The organism is Pelomonas sp. Root1237 (assembly GCF_001425055.1).
Lineage (GTDB): Bacteria > Pseudomonadota > Gammaproteobacteria > Burkholderiales > Burkholderiaceae_C > Pelomonas.
Genome location: NZ_LMDK01000012.1, coordinates 33,113 through 45,747 on the forward strand (window position 1 = coordinate 33,113; position 12,635 = coordinate 45,747).

Sequence of the window (12,635 nt, forward strand, 5' to 3'; positions counted from 1 at the left end):
AGTCTCGCGGCATGCGCTGGCCGCCGCTGTAGGACGCGACCGGCGTCAGAACGTCATGCGGGCGCCCACGCGGTACTGGCGGCCCAGCACGTCGAACAGCGAGGGATTCACGCCATAGCCGGTGTTGGTGCCCGGGGCGTTGGGCGGCGCGACGTCGGTGACGTTGTCGATCTTGAAGTAGGCGGTGATGTTTTTGTTGATCTTGTAGTTGCCGGCGAGATCCCAATAGAAAGCGCCCTTCATGTGGTTGTTGTCGATGGTCTGGTGCATGGCGGTGGAGACTGGGCAGGTGGTCTGGCACTCGATGAACTCGTTGCTGTAGACGCCATTGCTGACCCAGCGCTGGCCCACCGTGAAGCTGGCCTTTTCGCCTTCCCAGGATTGCGAGAACTGGGCCTTCCACGTCGGCGTGTCGCCGAGGTTGACGCCTGCGCGCTCGGCCGGGATGGTGCCCACGATGCCCGATGTGACCAGGAAGCTGTTGGTGTGCGTTGCCAGGCCACGCAGCGTGAGCTTGCCGGGCAGATTGACGCTGGCCAGGTTGAATCGGTAGAGAGCTTCCATGTCGAAGCCCTTGCTGCGCATCCTGGCCAGATTGAAGGCCTGCAGCGTCACGTACTTCACGGGGCTGACAAGATCCATCGCGGCGCAGATCTCTTGGTTGCCGGCAGCGCAGAGGTCCACTTCCTGCTGGGCTCCGAGGGTGGAGATCACGTCCTTCAACTTGATGTCGAAGTAGTCGATCGACGCACTGAAGCCTGGCGCCCACTTGGGCTGCGACAACACCAGGCCGAGGATGCGGTTGTTGGCCAGCTCGGGGCGAAGGTTGACGTTGCCGATGGTGCGCTGCTGCACGTTGTAGGTGTTGCCCTGGAAGTTGACGGCCTGGTTGATGACCACCGGCGCGGCAAACAGCTCGGAGAGATTCGGCGCACGCACATCACGCGAGGCGACGTAGCGAACGCGCAGGCCATCGACCCCGGTCTTCCAGGTCGAGCCGATCTTCCAACTGTTGATGCCGCCGGCGGTGCTGTAGAGCGTGCGACGCACGGCCGCGTTGAGGTTGGCCTCGCCCAGGCTGTCGGACTTGAACATCGGAGCGTTCACTTCGACGAAAGCTTCTTTCACGTTGTAGGCGCCCGCCGCAGCGTGGTAGTTGCCGGCGAACCAGTTGTTGCCCACAGTGGTGTTGAGGAGCGGGTCAGCCGGGTAGTCGGCCGTATTGGGCGTTGCGGGGTAGACGCCATTGCCGTAGGGGTCGCCCGTCACCCAGTAACCTTCCTTGCGAGCTTCAGCCCCGAAGGCAACGGCCACCGGTCCTGCCCAGTTCGAGAACGGCTGGCCGTTGAGGTTGAAGCTGGCCACCGTCTGACGCTGCACCGACAACTGATGCGGACCGACGGCCGGGAACACATAGGCCAGCGCGGCCGGATCCTGCTGCACATCGCCGATGATGTTCAGCGGCGCGCAGCCCGCGGCCACGGCGGTGGCGTTTCGGCAGACGATCTGGCCGGACGAATTGCGCACGGCGTCGATGGCGGCGTTGAAGCGCGGGTTCAGCATGATGTTGCTGACCTTCAGATCGATGCTGTTTTCGCCGTGCTCGAAGTAGCCGTCATACGACCAAGTCTGGCCTAGCGCGCTAGCCTTGCCGGTCGCACCCAGCACGAACCGCTTCTGTTCGCGGATCGGGTTGACCTCGATGTCCTTGGGCTGGTTGCCGTAGGCCGTGCCGAACTTGAAGCTGGTGATGCCCTTGTCCACGCAGGCCTGCTTGATGGAGGCCGGCACGTAGGGGTTCTCGCACTGGATGGTCAAGTTGTCCAGCTTGGGCGAACCGGGGTTTGGCGTGTTGCGAGCGTTGGTCCTGGCCAGGTTGACCGTGAAGTAGACCTCGTTGTCATCGTCCAGCTCATAGCTACCACGGGTGTAGAAGACCTGACGCTGCAGGTTCATGCCCATGGTGGTGCCGCCGCCGATGGTGCCGGAGAGGTCGCCGCCCACGCAGAAGGGGGTGATGCAGCCTGTCACTGCACCCGTGCCTGTGGGCACGCCGTTGGAGCCGTAGTCGAACTTGTAGGGCACGCCGTCCTTGCCGAAGGCGGTACCCTGCAGCGGGCCCTGGGTGATCAAGCCGTACTTGGAGTACTGGAACTGTTGGGCGTTGCGGATGTCGAACAGCTGCGGCCTGCCGTCCGTGGTCTGGCCGGTAGGGCGCTGTTGCCAGGCCGGGTTGTTGAACCAGGTGCGGCCGTTGGCGCCCTGGCCACCAAAGCGGGGTGAGGGCACGCCCTTTTCACGGACGAGTTCCACGCTCACGGCAACGTGCACACGGTCGTTGAGGAAGCTCCGGCCCCAGGCGGCTTGCAGTGCGCCGTTCTTGTCGTCGCCGTAGTTGGTCTGGCCAGCTTCGATGTTGGCCTTGAAGCCCTTGAAGCGCTTGTCGGTGATGAAGTTCACCACGCCGCCGACGGCGTCGGAGCCGTAAGAGGCGCCGGCACCGCCGGTCACCACGTCGACTTGTGTGACGAGGAGCTGTGGGAACTGGCTGATGTCAGCCACGCCGGTCACGTTGGCCGGCACCACGCGTTGGCCATCGAGCAGGGTCAGCGTGCGGATCGGGGTCAGGCCGCGCAGGCTCAGGGAACTGAGGCCCTGCAAGCCGCTGCTGGTGCTGTTGGTGAAGGTGGTGCGACCCGTGCTGCCCTGGAGCGCAGGCAACTCAACGAGGCTCTGGAAAATGTTCGGGTGAGCCGCCTTCTCGAGGTCCGAGGCGGTGAGGCGCGTGGTCGGCGTCGGTTGCGTGAAGCCGCGCGCCGAGATGCGCGAGCCCGTAATGACCACGGTGCTCAGCACGCTGGCGCCGGGATTGACCTCTGGCGCGGCGTCAGGCGTTGTGGCCGGTGTCTCAGCGCTTTGGGCCAGGGCGGGAAGCGCCAGCACGGCGCAAGCCGTGAGGGCCGCCAGATGGATCAGGGTCTTGGAACCGGGATTTCGCATGGGAGGTCTCCTGAGGTGGCACGGTGGGCCGCTGCCTTGTGGTCGTTGAGCCGGTATTCGGTAAACAAACTTGGTTATTGGATAGCGCTGTCCGGGTAGCTTAAAAAAACCGGATGGCTTAGGTTGAAACTCGCCCGAACACGCGATCCCCAAGGTTTGAACAGCTGCGCCGAGGGCTATCGCGTTTCGGGATTGCGCTATCCTAGGCATCGAATTCCCCCTCCGATATGGGGGATACCATGTAGAAATGCCGAGCAGCAAGACGACATCAGCCGCCTCCCCCAGACGCACCAGGGCCACCGGCCGGGTGACGCTGGCGGACGTGGCGCAGGCCGCCGGCGTCAGCCCCATCACCGTGTCGCGGGCCCTGCGTGGCGAGCGGGCGGTGGCGCAGGAGCTGTGCGAGCGCGTCCAGGCCGCCGCCACTGCGCTGGGCTACGTGCCCGATCCGGCCGCCCGCGCGCTGGCCTCCAGCCGCAGCTCCCATGTCGCGGTGCTGATCCCCAAGCTGAGCAATACCTTGTTCGTCGAGCTGCTCGACGCGGTGCAGACCACGCTCGTGCCGGCTGGCTACCAGACGCTGATCGGCGTCACCCATTACGACGCCAGCGAAGAGGAGGCCGTGCTGCGCAGCTTTCTGGCACACCGGCCGGCCGGTCTCATCGTCACCGGCCGCGATCGCAGCCCGGCGGCGGCCGCTCTGATCGAGGGCAGCGGCGTTCCCTGCGTGCATGTGATGGAGGTGGAGCCGGGCAGCCACAGCGTGGGCTTCTCGCAACGCGATGCCGGGCGGGCCATCACGCAGCATCTGCTCGATTCGGGTCGGCGCCGCGTCGTCTACGTTGCCGCCCAGCTCGACCCACGCACCTTGGAACGCGGTGAGGGCTACAAGGAGGCGCTGGTGCAAGCCGGCCTGGGCGAGAGCGTGAACAAGGTGCTGATCGCCGAGCCCTCGTCCATGGCGCTCGGTGGCGCGATGCTGGAGCGTGTGCTGCGCGAGACGCCTGAGACCGACGCCATCTTCTTCTGCAACGACGACCTTGCGCAGGGCGCGCTGCTGGCGGCCTTGCGCCTGGGGGTGGCCGTGCCTGGCCGCGTGGCGGTGGCCGGCTTCAACGACCTGCCGGGCAGCGACCAGATGGTGCCGCCACTCACCACCGTGGCCACGCCGCGCCGTCAGATCGGCGAGCAGGCGGCGCAGATGTTGATGAAGCTGATGCGCGGCCAGCCGGTGGAGCAGCCGAACGTGGACCTGGGCTTCCAGGTCGTGCGGCGGGCGTCAACCTAGCTCGACGTCCAGCCGGTAGCTGCGGCCGGGCTCGATGTCGCGCACCAGGCCATCTGGCAATGGCTGGCCATCCAGAAGTACGCGGTTTTGGCCGGTGCGGCGAACCTGCAGGTGGAAACGCGCACCGCGGAACTCGCGTTCAGCGCTGAGCTCGTCCCAGCCCGAGGGCAGTTGCGGCTTCACTCGCAGGCCTTTCGCATCGCCGCGCAGGCCGCAAAGGCCTTCGATGACGCAGCGATAGGCCCAGGCCGCGGTGCCGGTGTTGAAGAGCTGGCTGGAGCGGCCGGCCGTACGCGGGAACTGCTGGTGCGCGCCGCGGTAGTAGTTGGGAATGAAGACCGGCAACTGGCCGCGCTGCAGATAGTCGGCCTCGTCAGGCCCCGGAATCATGCGGCGCAGTGCGCTGTAGGCGCGGTCGCTCTCGCCTGCGTCGTACAGCGCATGAACGTAAAAGCTGGCAGCGTGGTTGTAGACGGCGCCGTTCTCGGCCGAGCCGGGATGCTTCTGCGTCACGCGGCCGACGTCGTCGCGCATGCCGGAGTAGGGCGGGTTGAACATCGCCATGCCGTGCGGCGTGTCGAGTTGGGCATCGATGGCGGCGAGCATCTTCACGCGCTGCTCGCCGCTCGCGGCACCGCTGAGCATGGCCCAGGACTGCGGGTTGAGATAGATGCGGCCTTCGGTGTCGGCGCTGACGCCGAAGATCACATCGTCATCAGTAATGCCGCGTGCGAACCAGGCGCCATCCCACAGATGGCGGTTGGCGGCGGCATTCAGGTCCTCGACCGCAGCCTGCCAGCGCGCGGCTTGGTCGGAGCGGCCGGCGCTGGCGCAGATACCGCCCCACAGCCGCATCGCATAGGCGGCCGCAACAGTGAGCCAGCCCGACACGCCGCGGCCCTTGTAGCCCACCATGTTCATCGGGTCGCACCAGTCGCCCTGGGCGATGAAACTCAGGCCGCGGGCGTCGCGGTCCTGCTGCAGCCAGGCCATGGCGGCGTCCAGCCGTTCGGCGACGGTGAGGTCGTTCACCACTACATCCAACAGCGCGAAGTCGCCCGTCTCGTCGAGGTAGGCCTGCAGGCACACGGGCAGCCAAACGCAGTGGTCGGTGTGCGGCACCTGGTTGATGTACTTCAGCTCGGCGCCTTCGATGAGCAGGATGCCGTCCGGCATGGAGCCGTTGGCGGCCTGTTGGCCCAGCGCATGCAACAGTGCGCCGCGCGTGACGCTCGGCGCGATATAGGCCATGCCGAGGTTGTCCTGCAAGTAGTTGCGCGTCTGCGGGTCGGTGCTGAGCCGGTTCACGTCGCCGTGATAGAAAACCTGGCGCGGCAGCCAGTGGTTCACGAAGCGGTCGAAGTCGGCATCGGGCGTCGTGATGCGCAGGCAGCCTCGGCCGCCGTCGACGTAGTCGGCATAGGCAGCGTGGGCGCGGGCGAAGCCGGCTTCGCTGAGGTAGGTCTCGCGCACGCTGGCGATCTCGGCGTCGTCCAGCGCAGGGCCGAAGAGGAAGCGCCAGGTCTGGCCCTCGTTGGGCTGCAGCGTCAGCCGGTACTGCGCGCAGGCGGCGGGCGTTTCGTAGCGGGCGTCGCCGCCGACCAGTTGTTCTGCCTGCAGCGCGCTCGGGTTGCGCAGGCCGCCTTCGCCCTCGAACGCTAGCTGGCTCGCCTCCCAGGCATCAGGTGCGCACTCGCAGAGGAAATAGGTCTTGTCCTTGAGCTGCAGGTTCTTGAAGTAGTCCGCCACCTTCTGGTAGGGCGTGACGCTGCTGGCCACGATGCCGCCCAGGTCGGCGCGCCACTCGGCCGACTGGTTCATCCACGACATGTAGCCGATGGGAAAGTAGGGCACGACGCTGATGCGTCTCGGTTGGCCCGAGAGATTGGTGACGCGAACCTCCCAAAGCTCGACGACATCGTCGGTCGGCAGGCCTAACGTCAGCTCCACGCGCAGGCCGAGGTGCTCCACCGTCCAGCTCAGGTCGTGCCGGCCGACGACGAAGCTGAAGCTGTCGACCGGCGCGCGCACCGGCTCATACGGCGCCGAGAACAGCTCGCCCGTGTCCTCGTCCTTCACGTAGACGAAGCGGCCGGGGTGGTGGGCGTAGTAGGCCTGCTCCGGCTGCATGAAGGTCTTGGCCTCCAGGTTGGGCGCATGGGCGTACTTGGCCGGCTCGGGCTGCATGAACTGCGCGGTGGCGTAGCCGCGGCAGGTCACCTGGATCATCATGCGGCGGTTCCACAGGAAGCCGGCGGCCTGGGGCAGGGCGGTGGGGCTGGTGAGCTCGCAGCGCTCGCCGTCATCGAGGTGTCGCAGCATGGGCGTCAGACCGGTGAAGTGGAGAACTTGCGCGCGGCCAGGTCGGCCTGGATGCGCGCCATGGTGGGGTTGTCCAGCGTGTAGAAGACCATGATGACGGCGGCCAGCAGCGTGAAGCCGGCCGGGATCACGGACATCAGCCAGACGATGCCGGCCTGGGAGTCGGCCGATTGCACCGCGTTGGGCACATAGCCCAGCGCCGTGAACAGCGTGCCGATGACGCCGACGGCGACAGCCGTGCCGAGCTTCTGCGCGAACGAGCTGGCCGCGAAGGTCATGCCCGTCGCGCGGCGGCCGTTGCGCCATTCGTTGAAGTCGGCCGAATCGGCCAGCATCGAAAAGGACAGCGGCGATTTCGGGCCGAGGACGAGACCGAGCGCGATCTGCAGCGCATACATCAGCGCGATCTGATCGGCGTCGACGAACAGGAAGGCCATCGACAGCACGGTGGAAGCGAGCATCAACCCGATCAGCAGCTTGCGCTTGTCGATGAAGCGAGTGAGGAAGGGCGTGCACGCCGTGCCGGCCGCCGCGGCCAGCAGGTAGGCCGGCATGAAGGTGGCCAGAAGCTCGGGCCGGTTGACCACGTACTTGAAGTAGTAGGCCGCGCTGGTCATGCGCAGCGTGATGCTGAGCATGATGATCAGCGCCAGGAAGAACAGCAGGATCCAGGGCAGGTTGCTGCGCAGGTCGGCCAGGTCCTGGCGCACGCTGGAGGGCTCGGCCTGTACCGGCTGGACGCGCTCGGTCGTCGCGCTGAAGGTGAAGGCGAAGATCAGCGCGGCGGCAACGCCCCAGAACACCATGGTCAGCGTCCAGCCCAGGGCTGGGTCGCCACCACCGAACCAACCCACCAGCCGGGGCGACACGGCCGTGACGAGGGTGCCGCCCGCGAAGCCGCAGACGAAACGGGACGCGTTGACAGCATTGCGCTCCCGCGCGTCGCCCGAGATCACCCCCGACAAGGCGCTGTAGGGCAGGTTGACGCTGGTGTAGACCGTCATCAAGAGCAGGTAGGTCACGTAGGCCCACACCAGCTTGCCCGTGGGGCCGAAGTCGGGCGTGGAATAGGTCAGCACACCGATCACCGCCAGCGGCAGCGGCATGAAGAGCAGATAGGGCCGGAACTTGCCCCAGCGCGTCTGTGTGCGGTCGGCGAAGGCGCCGATCATGGGGTCGGTGAAGGCGTTGAAGATCTTGATGACGAACAACATCGTCGCGGCGGCGGCTGCGGTGATGCCGAACACATCGGTATAGAAGATCAGCAGGAAGGTCGAGATGTTGGTCCAGTAGAAGTTGAACCCCATGTCGCCCAGGCCGTAGCCGACGATCTCGCGCCGAGTGAGCGGGCGCGCGCTCATGCTGTGCTCTGCAACCAGGCGAACACCTGCGCCTGCAACTGGTCCAGCGGGGCGAGTGCATCCAGGTGCAGCACGCCCGGCTCGCCGACGGGCGACTCCAGCGTCTCGAACTGACTGTCGACCAGGCTGACGGAGAAGAAATGGCCGCCGCGTGCCTCGATGCGACGGCGGGCCTCGGCCCGGTCGACATCCAGGAAGGCGAAGCGCAGGCCCGGTGAGGCTTGGCGGAGCTGGTCACGGTAGCGGCGCTTGAGCGCTGAGCATGCGGCCATGGCGCCTAGCGGGTGGCAACGCAGTTGCTCGCACAGCGCGGCGAGCCACCCGGCGCGGTCATCGTCGGTCAGCGGCTGGCCCTGGGCCATCTTGCGGCGGTTGGCCTCGCTGTGGAAGTCGTCGCCCTCCAGCCAGACACGGCCGGCTCTTTGGGCGACGGCAGCGCCCAGCGCGGATTTACCGCTGCCGGCGACGCCCATGAAGACGAGGGATTCGGGCGCAAGGTGGGTCATGGGGCGCGAGCGAGAGCGGATCTGAGGGCTTTGGATAGCGCTATCCTAATGTCAATGCCGCCTATGACGCTCCGTGTTTTCCCGCCGCAGCCTTCGCGCCGAGCGTCAGAGTACCGCGCGCAGCCTGTCGTAGCCGCTGCGGCTGACGGGAATGCGCTTGCCATTCCTCATGCGCGCGACGTGGGCGTCGCTGTCCGTCTTCTCCAGAGCCTGCAGCGCCGTGAGGTTGATGATGAAGGAGCGGTGTACGCGCACGAAGCGGCTGGGGTCGAGCTGGGCTTCCAGGTCCGAGATGCGCTGGGCTTTCAGGTGGTCACGGCCGGCGCTGTGGAAGGCGACGTTGTCGGCCTGAGCCTCGATGTAGTCGATGGCGTCGACCGCCAGCACCTGCATGCCCCCGCTGCGCTCGGCGTCGCGTACGAGCACACGGCTCAGCGCCTGGGGCGAGACGAGTTTGTCCAGTCCGGGCTGAGCCTGACCAAGCAGGCGGCGCGCGCGTGTCAGCGCGGTGTCGAAGCGGGGCTGGTTGAAGGGCTTGAGCAAATAGTCCACCGCATGCAGCTCGAAGGCGCGCATGGCGTGCTGGTCATGTGCCGTCGTGAAGATGACGCCGTCGCGCCGGCCTGTCAGCTCCAGCACTTCGAGGCCCGTCAGGCGCGGCATCTGGATGTCGAGAAAGACGAGGTCGGGCTTGAGCTCGGTGATGGCGCGGGCGGCGTCCAGGCCGTTTTCGGCCTCGGCGGCTATGGCGATGTCGGCGTGGGCCTTCAGGAACTCGCGCAGCAGGCGGCGGGCCAGGGGTTCGTCGTCGGCAATGAGGGCTTGCAGCGTCATGGCGTCTCGTTCTCGAATGGAATGCTGATCTCGACCGCGAAGCCCTCGCGCGTCGCGCCCCAGCTCACACGGGCACGGTCGCGGTACTGCGCGGCCAGCCGCTCGCGCAGATGGCGCAGGCCTTGGCCCATGCCGGGTTCTCGCGATGGTTCTGCGGGCACGGGATTGCGCACGGCCAGGTGCAACCAGCCGTCGCGCACCAGGGCGTGGATCTGCACGAGGCCGCCCTCGTCCAGCGCGCGCAGGCCGTGCTTGAGGGCGTTTTCGACCAGGGGCTGCAGCGTCAGCGGCGGCAGCAGGCCGGCCAGGGTCTCGGGCGGCGCATCAATGGCGCTGCGCAGCTTGTCGCCCAGGCGTTGGCGCTCGATGGCGAGGTAATGGCCGATGAGGTCGAGCTCGTCCTCCAGGCGGATGCGCTCGCGGCCGGCCAGCGCCAGGGTCTGCCGGAAGAACTGGGCCAGGTCGATGCTCATCTGCCGCGCGCCAGCGGGGTCGAAGCTGGTCAGCGCGCTGATGGAGTTCAGGCTGTTGAAGAGGAAATGCGGGTCGATCTGCAGGCGCAGCAGCTGCAGCTCCATGTCGCGGGCCAGCAGCCGCGCCTCGGCCTCGCGGGTGGCGGAGGCTTGCGCGGATTCGACGGCCAGCAGCAGGTCGTGGGCCAGCACCGACAGCGTCAGCAAGATGAGGTTGGCCAGCAGCAAGAGGCCCCAGGTCGCCGGCGTCATCGTGACCAGGCCGGCCGGGCGGCCGAGGGCGAGGCCCGCTGCATTCCAGCCTGCCGCGAGTGCGAGCGCCGCGCCGCCGAGCAGCAGCACGGCCGCAATCCGTGCAGCCAGTGCCCGCGGCCAGCGGCCGGCACCGAAGGGCTGGCTGCGGCAGAGGTGATACAGCGACAGTGCGACAAAGCTCAGCACTGTGCTCAACGGCAGCGCCCAGGCCAAGGCCCAGGCGAAGTCGACCGGGCCTTGCCTGCCCAGCAGCGCGGCCAGCGCCGTGCCGGCCAACGCGGCGGCCAGCAGGCAGGCGGCCAGGCCGCGCCGGTGCACCAGCAGGGGGTGCACTTCAGTTCTTGACTTCGACGCCGCCGAACATCGCGTCGCCCCGCAGCACGAGGCGTTGCGTCGGGTTCATGGGCGGCACCGTACGGTCCTCCACGCCGCCCAGCGTTGGCGCGATGTCGACAATGACTTGCCAGTCGCGCGGCACGCGCAGCTCGACACCGCTGAAGCGGGCCGAGATCTCGAGCACGGCCTCAGGGCCCTCGATCGCGGCCTGGCGCAGGTCCAGCTCGACGCCGCCGAAGGTCACGTCGATGCGGCCGCCCTTGAAGGCGCGCGAATCGTTCTGCTGGCGGATGGCGCTGAAGCTTGCGTCGATGGCAATGCGGTCGCCGTGCTCGAGCGTCGACGGCGTGTCGGCGCAAGCCCCTGCTCCGCGGTAGCGCGGGAACATGCCACGCGCCAGGATGGACAGGCCAGCCAGGATGATGAAGACGGGCCACCAGTCGCGCAGCCGGATGCTGACGAGGTCCAGGTTCTGTGCGGTCATCACGGCGCCGACGATGACCAGGGCGATGCCGAACAGCCAGTTGCCCGCGTGGCGTGGCCAGACGATGCGACTCAGCCCGAACAGCACCAGGGCCAGCGGCCAGAAGGTGCGCAGCAGCGGCATGCCGAAGACGTGAAGGTTGTCCAGCAGGGCCAGCGTGCCGATGCCGATGACGCCCAGCCCGAAAACGACGCGGTGGGCCGGGTGGTAGGACGTGCGGTGGCGGATGCGGTTGGATCTCATGGGTGCGGTCTCGTCTTGCGATGGCGTGAGTAGACATGCTCGTCGCAGGCGGCATGGCGGCAAATCGGCGAATCGCCGCCAATCGCCGATGAATCGACAGGCGCTTTCGCCAACGGCGGGCCGAAGCCCTGCAGTCGGCAGGGGCAAGCTCCCGGTGGCTTGCGGCGTCTATTTCACGAAACTAACATAGTTACATGAAAAGAGACGGCAAGCTATCCGGCGTCCTGCATGTGCTGCTGCACATGGCCGAGATGAAGGAACCCGCCACGTCCGAGACGTTGGCGCGGGCCATGAACACCAACCCCGTCGTCGTGCGGCGCTTGATGGCGGGCTTGCGCAAGGCCGGTTTCGTCGCCTCGGCCAAGGGGCATGGCGGCGGTTGGGTGCTGGGCTGCCCGCTGTCGGCCATGACGCTGGGCGACGTGCATGCGGCGCTGGGAGCGCCGCCATTCTTGGCTGCAGGGTTGCGCGATGAGCAATCGAGCTGCCTCGTCGAGCAGGCTGTCAATACGGCACTTGGGACAGCCTATGCCGAGGCTGAAGCCCTGCTCGTGTCGCGGCTGCACGGCGTGAAGCTGTCCGTGTTGGCCGAGGACTTCCAGCAACGCATGCAGGCCCGCGGCCTGTCTTTCAAGGACCTTCACCATGATGTTTGACGCGCTCATCGTCGGCGGCAGCTTTGCCGGCCTGTCCGCTGCATTGCAGCTTGCCCGAGCGCGGCGGCGCATCGCTGTCGTCGACGCAGGCCAGCGACGCAATCGTTTTGTCGATGCCTCCCACGGCTTTCTCGGCCAGGATGGGCGGCCGCCGGGTGACATCGTGGCCGCGGCGAAGGCGCAGCTGCTGGCCTATCCGAACGTGAGCTGGCGTGACGGCTTGGCAGCAGCCGCGCGCAAGCAGGGAGAGGACTTCGAGGTCGAAGTGGGTGGCGACACGCTGCGAGCGCACCGCCTGGTGCTGGCGACCGGCGTCGTCGATGAACTGCCGGCTGTCGAAGGCCTGGCCGAGCGTTGGGGCAGAACGGTCTTCCACTGCCCCTATTGCCACGGCTACGAGCTGGCGCAGGGCGCCATCGGCGTGCTGGCCAGCAGCGCGCTGTCCATGCACCACGCGTTGATGCTGCCCGACTGGGGACCGACGACCTTCTTCCTCAACGCCGCCTTCGAGCCGGATGCCGAGCAGGCGAGCGCCTTGGTGGCGCGTGGCGTGGCGGTCGAGTCCGTGCCGATCGCGCGCATCACCGGGGCGATGACCGTGGAACTGGTGGATGGCCGCCGCCTGCCACTGGCGGGACTGTTCACGGCGACGCGCACGCGCATGGCCAGCCCACTGGCCGAGCAACTGGGCTGCGAGTTCGAGCAGGGGGCAGCCGGGCCCTTTCTGCGTCGCTCGATGTTTGAAACTTCGGTGCGCGGCGTGTTCGCCTGCGGGGATGCGGCTTCGCCCTTCGGCAATGTGGCGACGGCAGTTGGAGACGGTGCGATGTCGGGCGCCGCCGCCCACCGTTCCTTGATTTCTGGCCTCTAGGGGCTA

The 12,635-nt window shown here is 67.2% G+C and carries 10 protein-coding genes; 3 read left to right on the forward strand and 7 right to left on the reverse strand.

Annotated elements, in window-relative coordinates:
• Positions 1–45: 45 nt before the first annotated feature.
• Positions 46–3,000, reverse strand: coding sequence for a TonB-dependent siderophore receptor (locus ASC91_RS08050; protein WP_056194885.1), 2,955 nt, complete (start codon positions 2,998–3,000; stop codon positions 46–48).
• A 247-nt stretch (positions 3,001–3,247) separates the two neighbouring features.
• Between ASC91_RS08050 and ASC91_RS08055 the strand changes: the two genes are divergently transcribed.
• Positions 3,248–4,288, forward strand: a complete 1,041-nt coding sequence (locus ASC91_RS08055; protein ID WP_056194887.1) for a LacI family DNA-binding transcriptional regulator — start codon at positions 3,248–3,250, stop codon at positions 4,286–4,288.
• Here ASC91_RS08055 and ASC91_RS08060 read toward each other — a convergent pair.
• From ASC91_RS08060 to ASC91_RS08085, 6 genes are all read right to left on the reverse strand, one after another.
• Entirely contained in the window at positions 4,280–6,610 is a 2,331-nt protein-coding gene (locus ASC91_RS08060; protein WP_056194891.1) for a GH36-type glycosyl hydrolase domain-containing protein, read from the reverse strand. The two genes, ASC91_RS08055 and ASC91_RS08060, sit on opposite strands and share 9 nt — an antisense overlap.
• Before the next feature lie 5 nt (positions 6,611–6,615).
• A complete protein-coding gene (locus ASC91_RS08065; RefSeq protein ID WP_056194894.1) occupies positions 6,616–7,971 on the reverse strand; it encodes an MFS transporter in 1,356 nt (451 codons plus the stop codon).
• Positions 7,968–8,477, reverse strand: a complete 510-nt coding sequence (locus tag ASC91_RS08070; protein WP_235531901.1) for a gluconokinase — start codon at positions 8,475–8,477, stop codon at positions 7,968–7,970. The genes ASC91_RS08065 and ASC91_RS08070 overlap by 4 nt, the downstream gene beginning before the upstream one ends.
• Positions 8,478–8,582: 105 nt before the next feature.
• The gene (locus ASC91_RS08075) at positions 8,583–9,311 is read right to left on the reverse strand and encodes a LytTR family DNA-binding domain-containing protein (RefSeq protein ID WP_327082875.1); all 729 of its coding nucleotides are present in this window, start codon (positions 9,309–9,311) and stop codon (positions 8,583–8,585) included.
• A complete protein-coding gene (locus tag ASC91_RS08080; protein ID WP_056194897.1) occupies positions 9,308–10,372 on the reverse strand; it encodes a sensor histidine kinase in 1,065 nt (354 codons plus the stop codon). The genes ASC91_RS08075 and ASC91_RS08080 overlap by 4 nt, the downstream gene beginning before the upstream one ends.
• 1 nt (position 10,373) lies before the next feature.
• A complete protein-coding gene (locus ASC91_RS08085; RefSeq protein ID WP_056194899.1) occupies positions 10,374–11,102 on the reverse strand; it encodes a LiaI-LiaF-like domain-containing protein in 729 nt (242 codons plus the stop codon).
• A 194-nt stretch (positions 11,103–11,296) separates the two neighbouring features.
• Between ASC91_RS08085 and ASC91_RS08090 the strand changes: the two genes are divergently transcribed.
• Both ASC91_RS08090 and ASC91_RS08095 read left to right on the forward strand, forming a co-directional pair.
• Complete coding sequence (locus ASC91_RS08090) at positions 11,297–11,758, forward strand: Rrf2 family transcriptional regulator (protein WP_056194901.1); 462 nt, start codon at positions 11,297–11,299, stop codon at positions 11,756–11,758.
• Positions 11,748–12,629 carry an NAD(P)/FAD-dependent oxidoreductase gene (locus ASC91_RS08095; RefSeq protein WP_056194903.1) on the forward strand — a complete coding sequence of 294 codons (882 nt, stop codon included), beginning with the start codon at positions 11,748–11,750 and terminating at the stop codon, positions 12,627–12,629. Before ASC91_RS08090 ends, ASC91_RS08095 begins: the two co-directional genes overlap by 11 nt.
• The last annotated feature ends 6 nt before the right edge of the window (positions 12,630–12,635 follow it).